19 protein-coding genes are annotated in these 23,233 nt (G+C 72.7%); 7 read left to right on the top strand and 12 right to left on the bottom strand.

The window, feature by feature from the left end; translation table 11 throughout:
- Window positions 1-43: 43 nt before the first annotated feature.
- A complete protein-coding gene (locus ID554_RS29870; protein WP_117226947.1) occupies window positions 44-904 on the bottom strand; it encodes a LysR family transcriptional regulator in 861 nt (286 codons plus the stop codon).
- A gap of 133 nt (window positions 905-1,037) precedes the next feature.
- Between ID554_RS29870 and ID554_RS29865 the strand changes: the two genes are divergently transcribed.
- Entirely contained in the window at window positions 1,038-2,030 is a 993-nt protein-coding gene (locus ID554_RS29865) for a bile acid:sodium symporter family protein (RefSeq protein ID WP_117226948.1), read from the top strand.
- Between the two features lie 53 nt (window positions 2,031-2,083).
- On the opposite strand, the gene ID554_RS29860 is transcribed toward ID554_RS29865, so the two are convergent.
- Window positions 2,084-2,536, bottom strand: a complete 453-nt coding sequence (locus ID554_RS29860; RefSeq protein ID WP_117226949.1) for a glycogen debranching N-terminal domain-containing protein — start codon at window positions 2,534-2,536, stop codon at window positions 2,084-2,086.
- Window positions 2,537-2,752: 216 nt separating this feature from the next.
- On the opposite strand from ID554_RS29860, the gene ID554_RS29855 reads away from it, so the two are divergent.
- On the top strand, window positions 2,753-2,914 hold the full coding sequence (locus ID554_RS29855; RefSeq protein WP_158573692.1) for a hypothetical protein: 162 nt from the start codon (window positions 2,753-2,755) through the stop codon (window positions 2,912-2,914).
- Window positions 2,915-2,957: 43 nt separating this feature from the next.
- Entirely contained in the window at window positions 2,958-3,344 is a 387-nt protein-coding gene (locus ID554_RS29850) for a DUF7144 family membrane protein (RefSeq protein WP_117226950.1), read from the top strand.
- Window positions 3,345-3,360: 16 nt separating this feature from the next.
- Here the strand turns inward: ID554_RS29850 and ID554_RS29845 are convergent, their stop codons facing one another.
- The 5 genes from ID554_RS29845 to ID554_RS29825 all read right to left on the bottom strand — a co-directional run bounded on the left by ID554_RS29845 (window position 3,361) and on the right by ID554_RS29825 (window position 11,845).
- Window positions 3,361-4,992, bottom strand: a complete 1,632-nt coding sequence (locus ID554_RS29845; RefSeq protein WP_117226951.1) for a hypothetical protein — start codon at window positions 4,990-4,992, stop codon at window positions 3,361-3,363.
- 135 nt (window positions 4,993-5,127) lie between these two features.
- Window positions 5,128-8,517 carry a beta-L-arabinofuranosidase domain-containing protein gene (locus ID554_RS29840; RefSeq protein WP_117226952.1) on the bottom strand — a complete coding sequence of 1,130 codons (3,390 nt, stop codon included), beginning with the start codon at window positions 8,515-8,517 and terminating at the stop codon, window positions 5,128-5,130.
- Window positions 8,518-8,913: 396 nt separating this feature from the next.
- Window positions 8,914-10,383 (bottom strand): FAD/NAD(P)-dependent oxidoreductase, encoded by a 1,470-nt coding sequence (locus ID554_RS29835; protein WP_223884343.1) that lies wholly within the window; start codon window positions 10,381-10,383, stop codon window positions 8,914-8,916.
- On the bottom strand, window positions 10,380-10,649 hold the full coding sequence (locus ID554_RS29830) for a (2Fe-2S)-binding protein (protein WP_117226953.1): 270 nt from the start codon (window positions 10,647-10,649) through the stop codon (window positions 10,380-10,382). Before ID554_RS29830 ends, ID554_RS29835 begins: the two co-directional genes overlap by 4 nt.
- Window positions 10,646-11,845: an NAD(P)/FAD-dependent oxidoreductase gene (locus ID554_RS29825; RefSeq protein ID WP_117226954.1), complete on the bottom strand. Its 1,200-nt coding sequence runs from the start codon at window positions 11,843-11,845 to the stop codon at window positions 10,646-10,648. Before ID554_RS29825 ends, ID554_RS29830 begins: the two co-directional genes overlap by 4 nt.
- Window positions 11,846-12,065: 220 nt before the next feature.
- Here ID554_RS29825 and ID554_RS29820 point away from each other — a divergent pair, with 220 nt between their 5' ends.
- From ID554_RS29820 to ID554_RS29805, 4 genes are all read left to right on the top strand, one after another.
- Window positions 12,066-12,962, top strand: a complete 897-nt coding sequence (locus ID554_RS29820; RefSeq protein WP_117226955.1) for a dihydrodipicolinate synthase family protein — start codon at window positions 12,066-12,068, stop codon at window positions 12,960-12,962.
- A 17-nt stretch (window positions 12,963-12,979) separates the two neighbouring features.
- Complete coding sequence (locus tag ID554_RS29815) at window positions 12,980-13,990, top strand: proline racemase family protein (RefSeq protein WP_117226956.1); 1,011 nt, start codon at window positions 12,980-12,982, stop codon at window positions 13,988-13,990.
- 17 nt (window positions 13,991-14,007) lie between these two features.
- Complete coding sequence (locus tag ID554_RS29810) at window positions 14,008-15,387, top strand: aldehyde dehydrogenase family protein (protein WP_117226957.1); 1,380 nt, start codon at window positions 14,008-14,010, stop codon at window positions 15,385-15,387.
- Window positions 15,388-15,477: 90 nt separating this feature from the next.
- On the top strand, window positions 15,478-16,158 hold the full coding sequence (locus ID554_RS29805; protein WP_199489145.1) for a GntR family transcriptional regulator: 681 nt from the start codon (window positions 15,478-15,480) through the stop codon (window positions 16,156-16,158).
- Between the two features lie 126 nt (window positions 16,159-16,284).
- On the opposite strand, the gene ID554_RS29800 is transcribed toward ID554_RS29805, so the two are convergent.
- The 5 genes from ID554_RS29800 to ID554_RS29780 form a co-directional block, all read right to left on the bottom strand.
- Window positions 16,285-18,027 carry an ABC transporter ATP-binding protein gene (locus tag ID554_RS29800; RefSeq protein ID WP_117226959.1) on the bottom strand — a complete coding sequence of 581 codons (1,743 nt, stop codon included), beginning with the start codon at window positions 18,025-18,027 and terminating at the stop codon, window positions 16,285-16,287.
- Window positions 18,024-19,712 carry an ABC transporter ATP-binding protein gene (locus ID554_RS29795; RefSeq protein ID WP_158573693.1) on the bottom strand — a complete coding sequence of 563 codons (1,689 nt, stop codon included), beginning with the start codon at window positions 19,710-19,712 and terminating at the stop codon, window positions 18,024-18,026. Before ID554_RS29795 ends, ID554_RS29800 begins: the two co-directional genes overlap by 4 nt.
- 133 nt (window positions 19,713-19,845) lie before the next feature.
- On the bottom strand, window positions 19,846-20,763 hold the full coding sequence (locus ID554_RS29790; protein WP_117226961.1) for an ROK family protein: 918 nt from the start codon (window positions 20,761-20,763) through the stop codon (window positions 19,846-19,848).
- Window positions 20,760-22,220, bottom strand: a complete 1,461-nt coding sequence (locus tag ID554_RS29785; RefSeq protein ID WP_117226962.1) for an argininosuccinate lyase — start codon at window positions 22,218-22,220, stop codon at window positions 20,760-20,762. The genes ID554_RS29790 and ID554_RS29785 overlap by 4 nt, the downstream gene beginning before the upstream one ends.
- Before the next feature lie 65 nt (window positions 22,221-22,285).
- Window positions 22,286-23,233: an amidohydrolase family protein gene (locus ID554_RS29780; protein WP_199489146.1), complete on the bottom strand. Its 948-nt coding sequence runs from the start codon at window positions 23,231-23,233 to the stop codon at window positions 22,286-22,288.

The raw sequence follows: 23,233 nt of genomic DNA, 5'->3' as shown, positions 1-23,233 counted from the left end.
CGAGCCTACGCCCCGTGTGGGCCGGATACCGCTGTGTCGGCGCTCAGGACGGAGACACGGTGCGGGCCCCGGCGGTCAGGATCGCCTCGGCCAGGGCGGCGACCGTGTCGGCGGGCGCGCCGTCACGGTGCAGCAGGACGAACTCCACCTCGCCCAGCGGCGGCAGCCGGTGCCCGGTCGGGGCCGGCACCAGCCCGGGTGGGACCAGCTCGGCGGAGTGCGCCATCACCCCGAGACCGGCCCGGGTCGCCGCCACCAGCCCGCCCAGGCTGGTGCTGGTGCAGGCGAGCTGCCAGGCGCGACCGGCCGCACCCAGCGCGTCCAGGGCCTCAGCCCGGGAGATGCTGGGCGGCGGGTAGGCGACCAGCGGCACCGGTTCGTCCGGGCCGAGCCGGTGGCCGGGGGCGGCCAGCCAGATCAGCCGGTCCCGCCAGACCAGCCTGCCCCGGTCCTGCCCGGCCAGGCGCTTGGCGAAGAGCACGTCCAACTGCTGCGCGTCGAGCCGGTGGTGCAGGGTGCCGCTCAGGTCGACGGTCAACTCCAGGTGCACCAGCGGATGTCGGTGCCGGAAGTCGTGCAACACCCGGGGCAGATAGGTGGAGATCAGGTCGTCGGAGACGCCGAGCCGCAGCCGGCCGCGTACCGGCCCGGCGGCGAAGTGACGCCGGGCCCGGTCGCCCGCGTCCAGGATGTCCCGGGCGAAGGTCACCATCGCCTCGCCGTCGACGGTGAGGCTGACGCTGTGCGTGTCCCGCACGAACAGCGGTCGCCCGGTCTCGGCCTCCAACCGCCGGACGTGCTGACTCACCGTGGACTGGCGCACGCCCAGCCGGGCCGCGGCCCGAGTGAAGCTCAGGGCCTGGGCCACCGCCAGGAAGCTGCGCAGTTGGACCGGGTCATACATCCGGCAAAGCTATCACGGTATGTGATGACAGTAAGCATGATGATCGCCTTTCCCACTGATCCATCCGGGCCGACAATGGTCGGGCGGCCGCCCCCGGGCGGCGGGCGGCAGGACCGACCGGAGGGGAGAGGCGATGCGCTGGCCTCGCCGGCTGCCGATCGACCCGTTCATCGCGGCGCTGTTCGGCACCGTGGCGCTGGCCGCGCTGATCCCGCTGCGCGGCACGGCCGCCGAGGTGGGACGGGTGGCGGCCCAGCTCGCGGTGGCGCTGCTCTTCTTCCTGCACGGGGCCAAGATCGCCCCGAGGGCCGCGCTCGCCGGCGCCCGGCACTGGCGGCTGCACGCGGTGGTGCTGCTCGCCACGTTCGTGGTCTTCCCGCTGCTCGGGCTCGCCGCCGCGCCGCTGCGACCGGCGGTGCTGACCCCCGAGCTGTACCAGGGGCTGCTCTTCCTCTGCGCCGTGCCATCCACGGTGCAGACCTCGATCGCGTTCACTGCCATCGCCCGGGGCAACGTGCCGGCGGCGGTCTTCACCGCCTCCTTCTCCAACATCGCCGGCATCGCGCTCACCCCGCTGCTGGTGACCCTGCTGCTCCAGGGCTCCGGCGAGGTGCGGGTCAGCGCCGGCTCGATCGGCACGGTCGTGTTGCAACTGCTGGTGCCGTTCGTCGCGGGGCAACTGTCCCGCCGGTGGACCGCCGGCTGGATCGAGCGGCACCGGTCACTGACCGGCCGGGTCGACCGGGGCGCGATCCTGCTGGTGGTCTACTCGGCCTTCAGCGCCGGCGTGGTGGCCGGGGTCTGGGACGAGGTCTCGCCGGGGCGGCTGATCGTCCTGATCGCCGTCGTCGCCGGGCTGCTCGCGCTGGTGCTCGGGCTGCTGCACGCCGGTGGCCGGCTGCTGCGCTTCGACCGGGCCGACCGGGTGACGATCCTGTTCTGTGGGGCCAAGAAGAGCCTGGCCACCGGCCTGCCGATGGCCGCCGTCCTGGTACAGCCCGAGGCGCTCGGTCTGCTGGTGCTGCCCCTGATGATCTACCACCAGATCCAACTGGTCGTCTGTGCCGCCATCGCCCGTAGCTGGGCCGACCGCGCCCCGCCGACGCCCGCCCGCACCGACGCCTGACGTGTAAGGAAGGGTCCCCTGCTAACGCCTCGTGTATAGGAAGGGCCCCTTCCTTACATCTGGCCCATCTGCTCCGGCATGCCGGCCTCCACACAGGTGCGCTGCGGGTCGGCGGGTCCGTCGAGCCAGGCGATGGCCGTCCGCACCTCGTACGCGTACCCACGGACCAGGTCGGGCGTCGCCGGTCCACCGCTCGTACTCGTCGAGCAGGATGACGAAGAGGGCGTGAAGGCGGCCGAGTCGCCGTACCGGCACTCCTGGACGATCTTGCCCGGCTGTTCGCCCCGGAACGGGTCGTCCCGCGCGCCCTGGGTGAGCGCCAGGATCCGCAGGGTCCGGGCTGCCCGTGCCGGGATGAAGGGCAGCGCCTGGAGGCCGCTGCGGACCTCGGGCACCTCGGCGAAGTCGGCGGCGACCGTCAGTCGCATGGTGGAGCGCGTCGGCGCGGGCGCGTGGTTGAGCAGCGTGAGGTCGCCCTCGACCGAGAGCACTCCCCGGAACAGCATGGAGACGAAATGGTCGTGGCCGGCGAGGAGACGCTCGAAGGACCCGCCGCGTCGGTAACGCCATTAAATAGGATATATGCAATATGATCCTCTGTCCGTGCGGGACCGTGCTTCAGTGGAAGTACGAGCACGCCGGGCCGTGGGGAGGTACGACGGTGGACGGACGGATCACGGCAGGGATGCGCGACCACACGTACCTGGGCCCGGCCGCTGCTGATGATCGGCACCGACGCGCCGTTCGCCGACTACGCCCACCTCACCCGACTCGTCTCCGAGGCGCACATCGGACAGACCACCGGCTCCGGGCACTTCGTGCAACTGGAGGTGCCGGCACAGATGAACGCGATGCTCGACCGCCATCTGGAGATCACCCGCTGAGCGCACCACGGACGCTGCCGGACCGACGGACGACGGGGGAGCGGTGACGAGGAACGACGTACGTGCGCGGGCGCTGCTACTGGCGGGGGTACTGCTCGGCGTGGCCGGGATCTTCGACGCGGTGGCGGCCGGGGCCGACCTGACCAGCGACCCGTACGTCTCGATCGGCAGCGGCGCGGTCCACCAGCACGACGTCACCGCCTGGGTCTGGCTGCGGCTGGTCGCCGGGGTGGGCACGGCACTGGCCGGGGCGCTCGTACCCCTCGGCCGCCGTTGGTCGGCGTGGCTGGCGCTGGCCGCCGTGGCGGTCTTCGTCGTGCTGCACCTGCTCCTGTTCACCTACCACCCGGTGCAGACGGTCCTGGTGCTCGGGCCCGCGCTGGCCGCCGTCCGGCTGGTGCTCCTGCATCGCGCCGGTCCGGCCCACTGAGCCACGCGCGACCGGGTCAACGGGCCGGCCGGCAGACCTGCCCGGTGAACGCGGGGTCCGGCTGCCGGAACGCCGCCCAGGCCGGGTTGGCCTCGATGGCCAACGGCGGCGCCTGCCAGGCAGAACCGAGCCGCTGCAACAGCGGATACTCGTCGCGCTCCTGCCGGATCGGTTCGCCGGAGAGGAAGGCGACCAGCCGGTCCTCGACCAGCGCGCGGTTCAGCAGGCCGCCGTGGACCCCGGGCATCTGGAACACCGGGATGTCGGTGTAGTCGCCGGGCGGCGCCTCGGCGGCGGTGGTGGTGGGTATGAAGGCGACCATCCGCACGCCAGGCACCGGGCACATGAGCTGGTTTCGGTAGAATGGCGCGTCGTCGACCAGGGAGCGGATGAACGGCTCGTCCGGGCTGCTACCCGGCCCGCCTCCCCTGTGCAGCAGGCCGAACATGATCCGCAACTGCCAACCGGTGACCACGCCCCAGCCCCGGTCGTGGTGCGGCGGCGGGTAGTAGGCGCGTCCCGCGTTGATCAGCGGGCTGAACATCGCCAGCGAGTCGACCGCCGGATGGGCCCCGTCCCGGAGGTAGGTACGGGCGACCATGGCCCCCTCACTCTCGCCGATCAGCGCGATCGGCCGGCCGGTCCGCCCGTGCAGCCGCTGCACCTGCTCGTCGAGCAGCCGCACACTGTGTGCCACGGAGTTCGTGGTGTCGCGCGGTTCGTAGGGCAGGGGTGTGCCATCGGGGGCCAGCCCCCGGTAGGAGAACCGCTCGACCCGGTCGTCGGCCGGTGCCTCGCCGCCGTACCTGGAGCCGTAGCCGGCGAGGACGATGACCGCCTGCGCCACCTCCGGCGGCAGCGGATGGTCGAGCACCACCGCCTCGGCACGGAGGTTCTCGCCCGGCACCGCCTGCACCAACGGCGGGATGAGCAGCGGCACAGCGAGGGCGAGCACCGCCGCGATCGGGGTCGCCGGCAGCCACGCCAACCGGCCGCGGGACGGGCACAACGCAGCGCGGACCGTACGGTCCCACAGCAGCCCGTTCGCCACCCCCGCTGCGGTGGCCACCGGCACGGTCCACCAGCCCGGCACGCTCCAGCAGATTGCGCCGGCAACGGTCAACACCACGAAGTTCAGCAGCGACCAGCCGACCAGGGACGGCGACGGCAGCCCGCGCCACCAGGGGCCGACCACAGCGGCCCGTTGCAGGAACGGCGCCAGCAGGAACATCGGCAGCAGCGAGGCCAGCAGCACCCAGGACAGCGCCACCACCGACGCGGCCACCGAGATCAACGCCCACGGCGCCACGATCACCGCCACCAGCAGGGCCAGGCCGAGACTGCGCCGCAGCAACCACCGTACCGGCGGTCGGGGCACCTCGTCCGGCCAGGCCAGCATGATCAGCGCGGTGTGGTATATGCCCCTTGCCACCACCACGGCGCCGAACCAGAGCAGGAACTTCGGCCAGGACTCGTGGTAGACGTACAGCCAGCGTAGGTCGTGGTAGGTGTCGTACGGCCAGACGGCCGAGGTCTGTGGCGACAGCCCGGTGGCGGCGACGAAGCCCATGGCGACCAGGAAGGTGGCCTCGATTGTCGGGGACACGGCCGTAAGCAGCAGCAGACCCGCCCGTCTCCGCTGCCGCATCCCGCCTCCCTGCCGTCTCCTCCCTGGCAGACTCCACCGGGAACGGCCGTCGTGTCGGGCAGTTCGGCAAACACGTCCGTCCCGTCACCGGTGGCGGCGCCTCGGCGGGCACCGCCACCGCTGAGGGCGGAGCGCTCAGCTGGCGCTGGAGGCCGGGTACGGCGCCTCGATCTCGGTGGTGATCTCCTCGCCGTCGACGGTGCCCGTGACACGGACGGTGGCGGTGCCGGCCGGTACCGCCGTGCTGCGGGTGTTGAACTGCTGGAAGGCGGTCTTGCCCGGGGCGACGCCGGTCACCGTACGCGAGCCGAAGGCGGTGACCAGCTCGATGGTGAGCGGCACCTCGTCGGCGTTGCGGGCGGATACGGAGACGTAGGCGTTGCCGCCGATGCGCTGCGTCTTCGCGGTGACCTCGACGTCGAACGAGGTACCGGGGTCGAGGTCGGCCCTCGCCCGGGTGGCGTCGGCCACGATCCGGTCGCGTTGCGCGGCGGTGAAGACGTCTGCGTCGACGAACGCGTCGGCGATGCGGGTGACGGTCGTGACGAACTGACCGTGGCTGGCGAACGGCGCCTCGTCCCAGAGCAGGTCGAGGAAGGTCGGACCGTCGGTGCCGGGTGACGGCACGCCGCTGACCGGGACGTCGTACGCGGGCAGGCCGTCGTTGCGCTTGTGGTTGGGTACGCCGGTGTCGATGCTGCCGAACACGACCGTGGGTTCGACCCGCCGGAAGTACGACGAGGCGGCCTGGGTGTCGGCGACGTAGTACGGCCGCAGGGTGAATCCCTGCGAGGCGAAGACCTGGTCACCGGCGGCCGTGGTGCTGCTCGGGGTGATCGCCGCCCGGCTGTAGTCGCCATCGCGCTTGAGGTGGCGGTACAGCGACAGCTCCCGGAAGGCGCCGCCGCCGGGGTTGCCGAGGATCTGCAGCAGCACCGGTCCCCAGAACACGGCCTGGGTGTCGGGGCGGTCGATGGCGCGTTCGATGCGGATGCTGAACGGCATCCGGATGTCGACGGTGTCCCCGGAGCGCCAGGTGCGGCTCAGGGTCAGGTAGCTGCCCGGGGTGGCGGTGTGGTCCTGGGCGACACCGTTGACGCTGACCTGGAAACCCTTCTGCGCCCAGGCCGGTACGCGGAGCTTGAGGTCCAGCCGGCCGCTGCCGTCGATGGTCAGTCGGGTGTGGTCCTGGCGGGGGTATACCGTCTCCTGTACGACGGTGAGGTCCTTCTCCTGCCAGGTCAGGGTCGACGGCACGTACAGGTTGACCCAGAGGGTGGAGTCGTCGGCGGACTTGAAGTAGATCGTCTCCTGGTACTTGGTGTGGTTCTCGATGCCGGTGCCGCCGCAGCAGGTGCCGGTGTTGCCGTAGCCACGGGCGGCGCCGGGGGTCAGCGGCTGGAAGTAGGTGACCTGCGGGTTGCCGACGGTGGTGGTGTCGGCGCGGGACCCGGCGATCTGGTTGATCAGGCCCCGCTCGTAGTAGTCCAGGTACGCTGGGTCCTGCTCGTGGAAGAACAGGTTGCGGGCGAGTTTGATCAGGTTGTACGTGGTGCAGGTCTCGGCACCGCCCTGGGCGATCGAGTTGGCGACGTTGCCCCGGTTCTGGAACAGCTCGATGTTGTTGTTCGAGCCGGGGTAGTTGCCGCCGGTGCCCCCGTTGGCGTACGCCCGGTGCGGGACCACCATGCCGTAGAAGTTCTTGGCGGCCTGGAGGTACTCGCTGTCGCCGCTGTGTTCGTAGACGCGCAGGTAGCCGACGAACTGCGGCACGTGCGAGTTGGCGTGCAGCCGGTCGGGGCGGCGACGGCCCGGGTTGGTGGCCGGGGTGGTGACGAGGATGTCCCGGTTCTCCACACAGGCGTCGAAGAGCGACTCCCGGTTGTCGAACAGCTTGGCGGTCTCCAGGTGCCGGCTGTCGCCGGTGAGCGCGTAGATCTCGGGGAACACCTCGTTCGCGCCGCCGGTCTCGCCGGCGATGTAGAGGTCCCACATGTAGTTCAGGTTGTCCCGGGTGATCGGCCCCGGGTAGCCGGGGTGGTTCTTGTCCCCGATCGTCAACGCCAGGTTCGCCCAGCTGGCCATCTTGGTCACCACGTCGAGCGCCGTGGCGTTGTCGGTGTGGTAGTACGCGTCGAGCAGACCTCGCATGATCTTGTGCTGGGTGTACCAGGGTGCCCAGGTGTTCGTGGCCGCGTTGCTGCCGTACACCGCCCACCGGGGCGGACCCAGCCGCAACACCGCGTCCTCCGGAATCGCCCCCAGGTAGCCCGGGTGCGTCGGCACCCACAACTCATCCCCGCCGCTCTGTGACGCCACGATTCCGCCGTCACGGCCGTTCGGCGACGAGTCCAGGATCGTCGACCCGCCCTCCTCCTCGAACCGGTACCAGGCGATCGACCCGCCACCGGTGCTGCCGGCGGGGGAGCCTTGGAGGGAGGCCACCTCCTGCGCGCTCAGCGCGCGGTCGAAGATGTGGAACTCGTCGATGGTGGCGTTGAGCATCGCGTCGCCGTACTGCGACCGCCCGATCCACCGGTTGCCGGGATTCCCCAGGTTCGCCGGGCTCAACGTCATGTTCGTGTTCTGGCCGGCCTGGACGCCGTTGACGTACAGGGTGCCGGTGTTCTGGGTGAGTGTGACGGCCAGGTGCACCCACTGGTTGGTGGGCAACGCGGTGGTGCCGTTGATCTGCTGTTCGCCGCCGCTGCCGCCGACCGTGATCGCAAACCTGGGTGCGTTGCCGGTCGTACCGGCGCGGGGGGTGAGGAACATGTTGACCGTGCTGTTCTGGCCGAAGTCGAACAGCCGGCTCCAGTTCTGCGTCGCCGCGAGGTTCACCCACGTCGCGATCGTGAAATCGGTGAGCTGACTGATCGCCTCCTGTGGCAGGGCGACGTGCTCCGCCCGGCTCGGCCCGTTGAGGCGCAGGCCGCTACCGAAGCGGCCCGTGACCCGACCGATCTCCGGCTCCTCCGGGTCCTCACCTCCTGGATCGCCACCACCGATCCGGGCGGTGATGGCCGCCTGGCAGGCGGCGAGTTCGCCGACCATCCAGTCGAGCTTGTTCTTGAAGACTGGTTCACCGAGGTCGGCGTATCCCTGGGCGAGGGCGGTCATGAAGTGCCCGGCCCAGTGGCCGCTGAGCAGGCCACCGTCCTCCCAGCCACCCGGCGCCGTCACGCCCGCCGGATTCGGCCGACCCGCCTGGTTGTTGAACAACACCAGGAACCGGCGTTCGTCCAGTTGGCGGAGGTAGTTCTTCATCCGGTCCCGCTTCTCCTGAAGCAGGCCGTCACCCAGCCGCACGTCACGCAACTGGAACGGCCGCACCGGAGCGGTCCCACCGGGACCCGGGTCGGCCGACGTCACGCCCAGAGTGGTCGGACCGGTAGCCACCCCGGCGGCCGGTGCCGCCTGTGCACCGGCCGGGAACGCGGCCGCGGTGGCCACTGCGGCCACACCGGCAGCCGAGACCTGCAGCACCTGACGTCGACTTACCGGAAACTCAACGGAATCAGCCACTTGGGATCGTCCTTTCAGCTGGAAGTACGGCTCGGCCAGCTCCTGCCTCTCGGTGGTCCGAGGCGGATCCGCTGGCGGTGTCAGTTCGGCCCGGGTGGTCAGCGCCCGTCCCGGGGCAGCGCTGGCGATGCAATCCCTGATTGCCAGCGAGTGTGAACGCTAACTTTCGGGCCGTCAATCCCTACGACACGGTAAAGTGCGGCGGACGAAACCTGCAGAAAACAAGGTTCTGTTAACGCTAACATCGCTGCCTTGCTGGGCGTTCGTGTCGTCCGCGCCGAGATCGGCTCCGCTGCTCGGGGCCGGTCTGTCGAGCCCCGTCAAGTTCCTCCTTGACCGTCGCGGCCGGGAGCCGACACCCGGCCCGGACGGCCGGGCGGGGATCCCGGCGCCCGCCTACCCCCGATCGCCGTCCGGGCGCGCGTCGCCGTCGGGCGTCGCGAGCTCCCCGAGGAGGGTGGGTGCGGCGATCGGTCGGTCCGCGAAGGCCCGCAGGTCCGGCTCGGCGACGGCCCGGCCGGCGTGCCGGGCGGTCAGGCAGGCGGTGGCGAAGCCGCACACCCGGCCCTGGCACCATCCCATGCCGGGCCGGGCGAGCAGCTTGACGATGCGCGCCTCGGTCGCCTCCAGCTCCACGACTGCCCGCCGGATCTCACCCGCCCTCACCTCTTCGCACCGGCAGACCAGCGTCTCGTCGGTGCACTCGTCGAGCACGCCCACCGGGATCGGATGGACCTGGTGCATGGCGGTCGCGAAGCGCCGCAGAGCGGCGCGCCGCCGGCGCAGCGCCCGGTCGACGGGCACCGCATCCGCGCCGAGCGCCGCGGCCACCGCCAGGCCGGCGATCCGGCCCTCGACCGACGCGAGGTCGGCGCCACCGACGCCGGTGGCCTCACCTGCCGCCCAGACCCCGCCGACGCTGGTCGCCTGGTTGTCGTCGACGGTCACCACCAGGCTCTGGTCGACGTCGAGTCGGGTCGCGCAACCGAGTTGGAGGGCCAGTTCGAGCTGCGGGGTGAACCCCCAGCCGACGGCGAGCGCGTCGCAGTCGATCCGCCGTTCGGTGCCGGCCCGCACCCGGCCGTCGCGGTCCACCCTGCCGATGACGACACCGGTCAGCCGGTCCGTGCCGAGGGCCCGCAGCACCACGTGCCGGTACCGCACGGCGACCCGGTGCCGCAGCAGCCGCCCGGCGTACCCGGAGGCTTCGCCGAGCTTGCCGGCCGCGCCGAGCAGCGTGTGCGGGAACCGGGCGAAGGCGAGCGGGCTGTTCGCCTCGACGACCGTGGCCACCTGAGCGCCGTGCCGGGCGAGGCCGTCGGCGACCGGCAACAGGAACGGCCCGGTGCCGGCGACGACCACCCGCTGCCCGGCCACGACGAGGTTCCCCTTGAGCAGCGCCTGTGCCCCACCGGCGGTGAGCACACCCGGCAGGTCCCAGCCAGGGAAGGGCAGTTGCCGGTCGTACGCGCCGGTGGCGAGGACGAGTCGCCGGGCGTGCACGGTGACCGGGGCGGGTGTGCCGTGCTGCCGGGGCTCGACCCCCACGACACAGTGAACGGACCACTGGTCGCCGGCCGGCACGACGGACCAGACGTGGTGCCCGGCCAGCCGGAGCACCCGGCCGGCGTCGGCCAGCTCGGACAGTCGGGTGTCGGTCGAGGTGAACCGCGTCCACCCGTGGTGCAGGGCGGCCGGCCGGAACGGGCCGGCACCGGGTGCCGGGGAGCGCCAGTACTGCCCGCCGGGGCGTACGCCGGCGTCGACGACCGCGACGCTCATCCCCGCCTCGGCCGCGGCCAGGGCGGCGGCCAGCCCCGCCGGCCCGGCACCGATCACCGCGACATCCACGCGCTGCGTGGTCACCGGCCCGCTCCCTGCTGGGTGCGGACGTCGTCGCCGGGGGCGGCGGGCACCAGGCAGGCCCGCAACGAGGGTTGCCCGTTGACGGTCACCAGGCAGTCGAAGCAGATCCCGATGCCGCAGAACAGGCCACGGGGCCGCTCGGCGTGCCGGGTGCCCCGCCAGGACCGGATCCCGGCGGCGGTGAGCGCGGCACCGACGGTCCAGCCGTCGCGGCAGGGCAGCGGCGTGCCGTCGAGGAAGATCTCGAACTGGTCGGGGTGGCTCATCGGGGCACCTCCGGGCCGAAGCGGTCGGGGCGGAACGGGCTCAGGTCGATCTCGGGCGGCTCGCCGATCAGGCCCTGCGTGATGAGCCGCGCGGTGCCCAGGGAGAGGCCGATGCCGGCGCCCTCGTGGCCACAGGCGTGGTGCAGCCCCGGCGCGCGCGGATCCGCGCCGATCACCGGGAGGTGATCGGGGCAGTACGGCCGGAAGCCGCGGTACGCGCGGATCACCGCGACGTCGCGTAGGAACGGGAACAGCCGGACCGCGCCGGCGGCGAGCTGCCGCAACGCGGGCACCGAGATGCTCCGGTCGAGGCCGACCCGTTCCCGGGTGGCGCCGATGAGAACGGTGCCGGCCCGGGTGCCCTCGACCACCGTCGACGACTGCAGGTCGGCCGAGTCGCTGGCCACGTCGGCGACGTAGTCGGCGAGGTACACCTTGTGTCGGATGACTGGCGGGAGTGGCTCGGTGACCAGGATGTAGCCGCGTCGCGGCGCGATCGGGAGCGGGACGCCGGCCAGAGTGGCGATCTTCCCGGCCCAGGTGCCGGCGGCGTTGAGTACGGCTGCGGCGGGGATGTCGCGCCGGGGCGTTCGCACGCCGACGACCCGCTCGCCGACCCGCAGGACACCGGTGACCGGTTCGTGGGGCAGCACCGTGGCACCGGACCGGCGGGCCAGCCGTAGCAGGTGCGCGGCGGCGAGCATGGGCTGCACCTGCAGGTCCTGGGGGTATCGGTAGCCACCGGCGACGTCGTCGGTCAGGTGCGGCTCGAACTCCCGTAGCCGATCCCCGGGCACGGCTGCCGCCTCGATTCCGAGGTCCCGCTGCTGCGTGGCGAGCCGTGCCAGGCCGTCCAGGGACGCCTGGTCGGCGGCGACCACCAGGCCGCCCTTGGTCTCCAGCTCTACCAGCCGGCCGAACGTCGTGCCGTCCACCGGCAGGTCTGCCATGCTCCGCCACTGCTGGTTGGAGTAGAGCGCGAGGTCGAGTTCCGGGCCCGGTTCCTTGTCCGAGACGAGGATGTTTCCCTCGCCCGCCCCGGTGGTCCCGCCGGTGATCGGTCCGCTGTCGACGACGGTCACCGACAAGCCGGCTCGGCTGGCGTGGTACGCGCAGGCGGCGCCCACGATTCCCGCGCCCACGACGACCAGGTCGGCCGGGCCGGGGGTTCCCGCGCGGGGGGCGTGGCTAGGCATGGGAGGGCCGGTGTCGCTGGGCGGTCATGGCATCCGGGGGTGGCGCGGGAGCGGTTCCGGGCATGTGCACCTCGGGGCGTTGCGGGCTGGAAGCAGTTGCGCTGTTGTAGTGTGACATTGTACGTCTCACTGTTGGCTCCCCGCCGCGGTGACGGCGACCGGTGTCCATGTCACACGGCACAGAATGGACCCGTCGCGGTCGATGGATAAGGAGTATTCGATGGCTGCACGATTGAGACCATGGCACGGCGTGCTGGTGGCGACGACGGTGCCGTTGGACGCCCAACTCGCCGTCGACTTCGACCGGTACGCCGAACACGTCCGTTGGCTGGCCGAAGAGGGATGCGACGGGGTCACGCCCAATGGCTCGCTCGGCGAGTACCAGACCCTCACCGACGCCGAACGCAGCGCGCTGGTCCGCGTCGCGGTCGAGGCCTCACCCGAGGGCTTCACCGTGATGCCCGGCATCGCCGCCTACGGTGCGCAGGAGGCCCGGCGCTGGGCCGAGGACGCGGCCGAAGCCGGCTGCCCGGCCGTGATGCTGCTGCCGCCGAACGCCTACCGTGCCGACGAGCGGGCCGTGGTCGAGCACTACCGGGAGGTCGCGAAGGTCGGCGTGCCGGTGGTGGCGTACAACAACCCGATCGACACCAAGGTCGACCTCACTCCGGATCTGCTCGCCCGCCTGCACGGCGAGGGCCTCATCGTCGGCGTCAAGGAGTTCACCGGCGACGTCCGCCGCGCCTACGAACTCGCCGAGGCGGCCCCCGGCCTGGACCTGATCGCCGGCTCCGACGACGTCACGCTGGAACTCGCCATCGCCGGCGCGCCCGGCTGGATCGCCGGGTACGTCAACGCGCTGCCCCGGGCCTGCGTGCAACTGTTCAACGCCGCGGCCGACGGCGACCTGGCCGCCGCGCTGCCGCTCTACCGGGCGCTGCACCCGTTGCTGCGGTGGGACTCGAAGACCGAGTTCGTGCAGGCGATCAAGCTCTCCATGGATATCGTCGGACGCTACGGCGGGCCGTGCCGGCCGCCCCGGGTGCCGCTCACCGAGGAGCACGAGCGCCTTGTCCGGGAGGCCACCGAGAAGGCGGTAGCGGCCGCCGGCCGGTGACGGAAGGGCGGTAGGCGATGCGCAGCAGCCGGGTGTTCCATGCGGTCGACTCGCACACCGAGGGCATGCCAACTCGGGTGATCACCGGCGGCGTCGGTGTGATCCCCGGCGGTTCGATGGCCGAACGCCGGCGGCACTTCATCGCGCACCTCGACCACATCCGCACCCTGTTGATGTGCGAGCCGCGCGGGCACGCCGCGATGAGCGGCGCGATCCTGCAACCGCCCACCCGGGCGGACGCCGACTGGGGGGTGCTCTTCATCGAGGTGAGCGGGTGCCTGCCGATGTGCGGGCACGGCACCATCGGGGTGGCCACCGTCCTCGTGGAGACCGGCATGGTGACCGTCACCGAGCCGGTCACCGTGATCCGGCTCGACACCCCCGCCGGGCTGGTGGTGGTCGAGGTGGCGGTGCGCGACGGGCACGCCGAGTCGGTGACGCTGCGCAACGTACCCGCCTTCGTGCAGGAGTTGGACGCGACGGTCGAGGTACCCGGGCTGGGCCCGGTCACCCTCGACCTCGCCTTCGGCGGCAACTTCTATGCCATCCTCGGCCTCGACCAGTTGGGTATTCCCTTCACGCCGACCGACGCGCGCACCCGGCAACGCATGCTCGACGCCGGGTCGGCCATCATGGACGCGGTCACCGAGCAGATCGACCCGGTACATCCAGAGGATCCGGCGATTACCGGCTGCCACCATGTCTACCTCGCGGCTCCAGGGTCGGACGCCCGGCGCTCCCGGCATGTGATGGCCATCCACCCGGGCTGGTTCGACCGCTCGCCCTGCGGTACCGGGACCTCGGCCCGGATGGCCCAACTGCACGACCGGGGCGAGTTGGCGCTGGACGCCGACTTCGTCAACGAGTCGATCATCGGGAGCCGGTTCGTCGGCCGGCTGCTCGAACGCACCACCGTCGCCGGCCGCCCGGCCGTGGTGCCGACGGTCACCGGCCGGGCCTGGATAACCGGCACCGCCCAGTACTTCCTCGACCCCACCGACCCGTTCCCTACCGGCTTCCTGCTCTGACCAGTACTGGAGTTGCCATGTCCGTCGTCGTGTCCGCCTCCCCACAGAACCCGGCCGATGCCGTCGTCTCGGTCCCTGCCGCCGCTGCCGCAGATGTCGCCAAGGCCGCCGAGACGGCCCGAGCGGCGCAGCCCGGCTGGGCTGCGGCACCGCCCGGGGAACGGTCGGCCGCCCTGCACGCGGCGGCCGACGCGGTGGCGGCCAACGCGGCCGAGCTGGTCGAGCTGGTCGTCCGTGAGGTGGGCAAGCCGGTGACGGAGGCGCGCGGTGAGGCGGCCCGGTCGGTGGCCCTGCTGCGGTACTACGCCCAGCAGGTGTACGACCCGACCGGCGCGGTGCACGACCCGAGCGGCGGCCGGGGTCTGGCGTACACCCGGCGCCGGCCGCGCGGAGTCGCCGGCCTGATCACGCCGTGGAACTTCCCGCTGGCCATCCCGCTGTGGAAGGCCGCGCCGGCGCTGGCCTTCGGCAACGCCGTGCTGCTCAAGCCGGCGCCGCAGGCGACGGCGTGCGCGATGCGGCTGGCCGAGCTGATCACGCCACACCTGTCCGACGGGCTCCTGACGGTGCTGCCCGGCGACGCCGAGGCGGGCCAGGCGGTCGTCGAGGCGGGTGATGTCGTCTCGTTCACCGGATCCGCACTGGTGGGAGCCGCCGTCGGGTCGGCCGCCGTGGCCCGTGGGGTGCCGGTGCAGTGCGAGATGGGCGGCCACAGCCCTGCGGTGGTCCTCCCGGACGCCGACGTCGAATCCGTCGCCCGGCAGGTCGCCTACGCGGCCTTCGGCTACGCGGGGCAGAAGTGCACCGCCACCAAGCGGATCATCGTGGTGGGCGACCCGACCGACTTCACCGACGCGCTGGTCGCCGCCGTCGACGCGCTGGCGTGCGGCGATCCCACGGCGCCGGAGACCGTCGTCGGGCCGGTGATCGAGGAGGCGGCGCGGACCCGGGTGCTCGACGCGGCAGAGCGCGGCGTCGCCGCCGGTGGCCGGCTGCTCACCGGCGGCCGGGCGGTGGGGGAGCGGGGCTGGTTCGTCGCCCCGACGGTGGTGGCCGACCTGCCCGCCGAGGACCTGCTGAACCGGGAGGAGGTGTTCGGGCCGATCTGCGCGCTGAGCCGGGTCGACAGCGCCGGCGCGGCGCTGCACGCCGCGAACGATGTCCGGTACGGGCTCACCGCCTCGGTCTTCACCGCCGACCTGGACGTCGCGCTCCGCTTCGCCGACGGGCTGGCGGCGGGACAGATCAAGGTCAACGCGCCGACCGCGGGCGTGGATTTCTACCTGCCGTTCGGTGGCGAACGTGATTCCAGCTTCGGTGGCCGCGAGCAGGGCAAGGCGGCGCAGGACTTCTACACTTCCCTGCACACCGTGGCCGTCGCGCCCGCCCGGAGCTGACCTCCCGTGGTGTCGCGTGTCCGGCCGGGCAGCGCACGCCGGCCGCCGGTGGCCCCGCCTACGATGTCCGGTTATGGAGGCTGTGGTGTGATGACTGACTCGTTGGAGTTGCCGGCCCTGGGAGCGCGCCCGAGCGTGCGCGGCCAGGTCGCACACGCCCTGCGGGCGGCGCTGGTGTCCGGGCAGATGCGCCCCGGCGAGGTCTACTCCGCACCCACTCTCGCCGCCCAACTCGGCGTCTCCGCCACACCGGTCCGTGAGGCGATGCTCGACCTGGTCAAGGAGGGCCTGGTCGAGACGGTGCGGAACAAGGGTTTCCGGGTCACCGAGCTGTCCGAGAAGGAGCTCGACAACCTCACCGAGATCCGCCAGCTGATCGAGGTGCCGACCACGGTGAAGGTGATCGGTGTCGCCACCGCCGAGGACCTGGCCCGGCTGCGACCGCTCGCCCAGCGGATCGTGGACGTGGCCACGGAGAAGGATCTGATCGCGTACATCGAGCACGACCGGCAGTTCCACCTGGAACTGCTCTCCCTGATGGGCAACAGCCACCTGGTCTCGCTCGTCGGTGAGCTGCGGGCGAAGTCGCGGCTGTTCGGGCTCACCCGGCTCGCCGAGACCGGGGAGCTGGTGCCGTCCGCGCGGGAGCACATCGAGTTGCTCGACCTCATCGAGGCGGGCGACCGGGTCGGCCTGGAGCGCCTGATGCGGGCGCATATCGGCCACGTGCGGGGCCGTTGGGCGGGCCGGGCGGAGCGACCCGTCGCCTGAGCGACCCCGACCTGTGTGTCTGCGGCGCGCACACGGCGGAGTTGGTCGACGGAGGCGGCTCGACGCCCTGCGCCGAGCCGTCCGCGACCGGTTCCACCGCGGCGCTCATCCGGGTGGCCGCGTCTCTCAGCGCTGCCAGGCCGCCCAGAGTTCGGCGTACCGGCCGCCCGCGGCGACGAGTTCCTCCGGGGTGCCCAGCTCGACGATCCGCCCGTGCGCCATCACCGCGATCCGGTCACAGCTCTGCGCCTGGGTCAGCCGGTGCGCGACCACCACGGCGGTACGGCCCCGCACCAGGGCGGCACTGGCCAGCTCCAGTTGTCGGGCACCGGCGCTGCCCGCCTCGGCACTCGCCTCGTCGAGCACCACGATCGGCGGGTCGAGCAGGGCGACCCGGGCCAGCGCCACCTGTTGCGCCTGCCCCGGGGTGACCGGGTGGTCGCCCTCGCCGACCCGGGTGTGCAGCCCCTCCGGCAGCGCGGCGACCCACTGGTCGGCACCGACCAGCCGCAGCGCCTCCCACAGCTGCTCCTCGGCGGCGTCCGGCGCAGCCAGCCGCAGATCGTCGGCGAGAGTACCGGCGAAGACGTGCACCTCCTGGGTGACGACGCCGACGGTGCGACGCAGCTCCGCCGGATCCAGGTCGGCGATCGGTCGGCCGCCCAGCAGCACCTCGCCCTCGGCGGCCGGGAACACCCCGCCGAGGATGGCCGCCAGCGTCGTCTTGCCGGCACCACTCTCACCGACGACGGCCAGGGACTCGCCCTCGGCGATCTCCACGGAGACGTCGTGGACCACGGTGGGCCCGCCGGGATAGTGGTGCCCGATCGCCTTGGCGCCGATCCCGCCCGCCGGCCGGTCGCCGGCACGCGCGCGGGACTCCGGCACGTCGAGTCCGGTGATGCCGACCAGCCGGGCGAGCGCGGCACCGGCCGACTGGACGTCGTTGAACGAGATCAGCAGCATGCCGAGCGGGCCGAAGAGCCGGTGGAACAGCAGCGCGGCGGCGGTGACGTCACCGACGCTGCTCTCACCCGCCCGGACCAGCAGGAAGCCGGTGAGCAGGACGGCGGTGAGGCCGATCGCCTCCGCGTAGTTCATCATGTTCGCGAACCACAGGAACCCGCGGACGGCCCGCAGGCGCGCCGTGACCGCGTTGCGCGACGCCCCGTCGACCCGCTGGCCCTGCCGCTGCGCCATGCCGTAGGCGTGCACCGTCCGGGCGCCGGTGAACGTGGTCAGCAGGCTCTGCGTACGGACCGCCGCCGCCTCCCGCTCGGCGGCGTAGAGCCGCTTGGCGCGGGGCACGAACCGGCGCAGGCTCAGCACGTGCACCGGGAAGACGATCAGGAACGCGAGCGCGATCCGCCAGTCGAGGGTGGCGAAACCGGCGAACGTGATGACGACGGTGACCAGGGCGGTGAAGATCCCCGCGGCCAGCCGGATCGAGTCGGCGACCTGTTCGACGTCCCCGGTCACCCGGGAGGCGACGTCGCCGGACCCGGCGCTCTCCAGCCGGGCCGAGTCCATCCGCAGGGCCCGGTCGAGCACCTCTTCCCGCAGGTCGGCGCAGGCGCGCATGCCCCACTCGGTGACCAGCCACCGGGAGGCGCCGGTCAGCACCGCGGCCATCAGGCCGGCACCGAGGATCCAGGCCGAGGTCGCCAGCAGCGCGTCCACGCTGCCACCCGCGACGACCAGGTCGACCAGCCGGCCGAGCAGGATCGGCACCACCACCGCCGCGCCGCTCGCCGCGACGGACGTCACGACCGACGCCCAGGCCAGCAACGGACAGCGGCGCAGGTTGCGCCAGAACGTGGCCACGGTCACCCGGCCGGAGGCGACCGGCAGGATCGTCGTCGCGCTCATCGCAGGACCACCTCGGCGTACGCGGACTGGGCGAGCAGGTCCCGGTGCCGGCCGACGGCGGTCACCCGCCCGGCGTCGAGGAAGACGACGCGGTCGCACCGGTCGAGCAGGGGCGCGCTGGTGGTGACCAGCACGGTGGCCCGGGCGTCCCCGGCCCGGCGGGAGCGGATCCCCTCGGCGATGGCGTGCTCGGTCACCGCGTCGACCGCGGTCGTCGGGTCGCGGAAGACGGTGACCGGCCGGTCGGCGAGCAGCGCCCGCGCCAGGGCGATCCGCTGCCGCTGCCCGCCAGAGAGGTTCAGCCCGTGGTCGAGCAGTTCGCGGTCCAGGCCGGGGCCGCCCTCGGCGAGCAGGTCGTCGACGGAGGCCGCCGCGATGCTCTGTCGCAGCGCGGCGTCGTCCCGGTCGTCGCCGCTCTGCAGTACCTCGCGCAGAGTGCCGCCGAACAGGTCGACCGCGTGCGGCTCGACGAGCACCACCTGACGCAGCGAGGCGACGTCGAGGTCCGGTACCGGCGTGCCGGCCAGGGTCACCTCGCCCCGCTCCGGTGCCCGTGCTCCGGCCAGGAGGTCGGTGACGTCGTCGGCGGTGCTGGTCTGCCCGGTGACGACCCCGAGCATCTCCCCGGGCCACACCACGAGACTGGCGCCGTCCAGGCCCGGGGTGTGCACCTCGTCGAGGACCAGCGGACCGGGCTGCGCCGCCCGTACGCCGGACGAGGCGCGCTCGGGCGCGGCCAGCACCTCGGCGACCCGGGCCGCGCTGGCCCGCGAGGTGGCCAGCCGGAAGACGCAGTCGGCCAGGTTCAGCACCGGGTCGGTGATGAAGGCGGCCAGGCCGACGATGGTGATGAGCTGCCCGACCGTGATCCGCCCCTCCAGGGCGAACCAGCCGGCCAGGGCGGCCACGACGGTGATCAGCAGGCCGGTGGTGAACGTCGACACGCCGACGAACGCGGCGCCGGCCTTGACCGCGCCGACGTTGGCGCGCAGCGAGGTGCGGCTGGCGGTGCGGTAGCGCCGTGACGCCTCGTCGACGCCACCGAAGCCGCGCAGCGGTCGGAGCCCGCGCAGCAGGTCCGAGGCGGTCGCGGCGGCCCGGCCGATGGCCTGCTGCTGCGCCGAGGTGTGGCGTTCCACGAGCGGCCCGAGCGCGTGCAGGCCCAGCACCAGCACCGGGATGCCGATCACCAGCCCGAGCCCGAGCGTCCAGTCGATCCGCAGCAGGACGATCGTGGAGACGACCAGCCCCAGCAGCGCGGACACCACCCGGCTGCCCAACTCCAGTGAGTCGGCGGCGGCCTGGGTGTCGGAGGTGGCGATGGAGAGCAGCTCGCCGCTCTGCCGGCCGGTGCGGATGCCCTGCCCGCCGAGCAGTCGCCGGACCACGCGCATCCGCAGGACGTGCGACTCCTCGGTCACCGCCCTGGACAGGAACCAGAACCCGGACCGCCAGCCCATGGTCAGCGCGGTGAACAACGCGAAGATCCCCAGGACGGACCAGATCATCGCCGAGGTCGACCCGGTGCTCACCGCCTGGTCGATGACCAGGCCGATGGCCACCGGGACCAGTGCCTCGCACACCTGGTGCAGCGACCAGAAGGCGGTGCAGAGCGCGGTGTCCCGGCGCTGCCGCCAGAACATCTCGCCGAACAACCGGCCGGTCGGGCTGACTCGCACGGTCACCTCACCCACCGTCGGTCGGTGCGGCCGATCCGCGCCGTCGGCTGTGCCATCACGCCTCGCTCTCGCCAAGTTAGGGTAGGCTAACCTGTGGTGGCGACGCGGCGCCATTCGCCAGAGAGTGTCGCTCCGGCGCTCAACCGGTGACCGCCACCGCCTCCCGGGCAAGGGTGACTGCACCCAGCAGGGCGGCGTCGTCGGCGAACCGGGACAATACCACCTCCGGCCGGTGCGGCAGCACCTCGGCGAGCCGATCGACCAGCAGCTCCCGGATCAGGGCGCTGCCGGCCACCCCGCCGACCAGCACCACCCGCTGCGGGTCCAGCAGCAGGCAACTCGTGACCAGGTGCCGGGCCAACTCGTCGAGCCGGGCGGTCAACGCCCGCCGCTCCGGCCCCGGTCGTCCGGCCGCCCCGGTGAGGGCCGCCGCGCCACCGGAGAGTCCCAGTTCGGCGGCGAGCCCGTCCAGGGCCCGGCCGGAGAAGTCCAACTCCAGCATGGTGCCCGGCCACGGGCCGCCGGAGACCGCGTACCCGATCTCACCGGCGGCGCCCCGGTGACCGGAAACCACCGCGCCGCCGACGGTGATCGCCGCCGCCACGCCGGTGCCCAGACCCAGCACCAGGCCCGGGTCGGCGTCGCGCAACGCGCCGAGCCGTAGTTCGGCCAGGGCAGCGGCGTTGAGGTCGTTGTCCACCGCCACCTCGGTGACGCCGAGGGCGTCGCGGACCGCGTCGGCCAGTCGCAGCCCTTCCCAGCCGGGAACGTTCGGCGCCAGCTCGATGCCGTCCGGCCGGATCACCCCGGGGGAGGCCACCCCGGCGGCCATGAGCGGACCGCCCACCTCGGCCACCAGCCGGGCGGCCAGGTGCAGCGCCCGTTCCAGCGCCTGCGGCGCACTGCGTTCGGCGTACGTGGGGACCCGCTCGCGGGCCACCAGCCGGCCCTGCCGGTCGGCCACCCCGACGGCCATCTTGGTCCCGCCGAAGTCGATGCCGAGCAGCAGCCCGTCGGTGTGCGCGCCCGACTCGGGTCGCGCCAACTGCACGCTCATCGGGCCGCCAGTTCGGTGGCGACCGCGTCCAGCGCGGTGTCGGCCCGGTCGAGTCGGTCGCGTACCGCCGCCAGCCGCGCCCGCACCGCGTCGAAGCTGCCCCGCAGTGTCGCTACCTGGGCGCGTACCGCAGCGGTGCCCGGCCCGTCGGCCTGGGCGCGGCCCAGCACCAGCTCCGGCCGGACGGCGGCGGCGATCAGGTCGTCGACGGCAGCGTCGTCCAGCCCGCCGGGAACCAGTCCCTGGGCGGCGGCCCGCACCTCGTCGGCGGTCCAGCCCTGCGGGTCACCGCCGCGCACCAGCCGACCCACCACCGAGTGCGCGGCCCGGAACGGCACACCGTGCCGGGTCAGGGCGTCGGCGGCGGCGGTCGTGGTGGCCCCGGAGGCGACGATCTCGGCCGCCGACGGCGGAGTCAACGGCGCGATCTCGGCGAGGAAGCCGCCGAGCAGGGCGAAGAACCGGTCCGCCCGGTCGTTGCTCTCCCAGAGCCGCACCTGCACGTCGGTGGTGGCGTTGTTCGAGTCCTCCCACCAGGCCGCGCCCACGTTGTTCAGCACCGCGGCGGCGTCGGCGGCGGCCTGCCCCGCGTACGACACCAGGTGCTCCAGCACCACCGGGTTGCGCTTCTGCGGCATGATGCTGCTGCCCTGGGTGAAGTCACCGGGCGTGGTCACCCACCGCCAGCTCAGCCAGTCCATCAGGGTACGGGCCAGCCGCGCCCCGGTGGCCAGCGCCTGGGCGTTGAGGGTGCCGACCCGCACCAGGTGGTCGGCGCCGGCCACCGCCTCGTACGAGTTGGTCACCAGGGCGGCGAAGCCGAGCAGCTCGGCCACCCGGGCGGGGGAGATGTCCAGGTCGGTGCCGGCGAACGCGCAGGAGCCCAGCGGCGAGACGTTGAGCGCCTCGATCAGGTCGGCGTACGCGACCGCCTCCCCGGCCACTGCCTCGGCGTACCCGGCCAGGGCGTGCCCGATGGTGGTCGGCTGGGCGGGACGCCGGTGGGTGTAGCCGGTGATCACCACGTCCGCGTACCGGTCCGCGGTGTCCAGCGCGACCGTCCCGGTGTCCAGCACCCGGTCGAGCACCCCGGTCAACTGGTCGCGCAGCAGCATCCGGAACACCCCGGCGTCGAGGTCGTTGCGGCTGCGCGCCATCTGCACGTCCAGCTCCGAGGTGGGTACCCCGCAGGCCGCCGCGAGCCGCTTCTCCACCAGGTAGTACGTGTCCTCGAAGGTGCCGTCGAAGGGCGGCGCGTCGGCCGGGTCGGCACGCAGCTCGGCCAGTCCGCGCAGCAACCGGGCGCCCCGCTCGGCGGGGATCAACCCCTGCTCGGTCAGCATCACCACGTGCGCCTGGCTGGCCCGCACCATCGCCGGGAACAGGTACCCGACGTGGTGGTCGTAGGTGGGACGCAGGTGGTGCCGCTGGTAGGTGGTCAGCGCGGGTGTGCTCATGACGGAGTTCCCTACTTCCTTCTCCAGGCCGGGTCGGCGCGGGGCCGGCCCGGACGGTCGGCCGGTCAGTCGTCGAGCCCGAGCAGGCGCTCGGCGTTACCGGCGAAGATCGCGCGCAGGTGGTCGTCGGGCAGGCCCAGTTCCCGGCAGATGCGCAGCTGGTCGTCGAGGTACCGGGTCACGTACCCGCGCGGGAACCACGACGAGTCGCTGCCGAACACGATCCGCTGCGGGCCGATGGTCTCGTAGCAGCGCCGGAACAGGTCCTCCAGAGTCAGCTTGTACGGCATCCACCGCACCCACTGGTTGGAGCCGGAGGTGTCGACGTGCACGTTCGGGCAGCCCCAGGCGGTGAAGAGTAGCTCCTGCACGTACTGCACGCCGAAGTGCGGCACCACCACCGGCAGCTCCGGGAACCGGCGGGCCATCCGGGCCAGCTCCTCCGGGCCGCCGTGGCGACCGAAGGTGAGGCCACCGGCGCTGCCGTAGTGCCCGATGTGGATCAGCACCGGCACGCCGAGCCGCTGGGCGGTGCCCCAGAGCGCATCGAGGTCCGGCCCGTCGAGCGGGCCGCGCAGCAACGGCGCGAACAGCTTCAAGCCGCGCAGGCCGCGCTCGGTGACCGCCCGTTCCAGCTCGGTGGCGGCGTCCGGGGCGTACGGGTCGTGGTGGGCGAAGCCGAGCAGCAGGTCCGGGTGCCGGTCGACCACGTCGGCCACCGCGTCGTTGCCGCCGCCGGTGACGAACACCGCCCGGCGTACGCCGACCCGGCGCAGCTCGTCGGCCCACCGGTCGGCCTCGTCCGGCCAGTGCGCGGCGGGCGGCTCCGGCTCCGGGAACGACCACGCCTGCCGCCACGCCCGCGCGTACGGGGCGGAGGCGGCGGCGCGGGCGGCCCGTTCGGGTGCCCCGCCGGGGTGCATCCCGGCGGCCTCCTCGCAGGCGTGGACCGTCTCGTCGGCGCCGATGCGGAAATGCAGGTGGAAGTCGACGACATCCAGTCCCCGGTCCAC

The organism is Micromonospora craniellae (assembly GCF_014764405.1).
GTDB classification, from domain to species: domain Bacteria; phylum Actinomycetota; class Actinomycetes; order Mycobacteriales; family Micromonosporaceae; genus Micromonospora; species Micromonospora craniellae.
The sequence above is the reverse complement of the archived record's forward strand: the minus strand, read 5'-3'. Positions and strand labels throughout refer to the sequence as shown.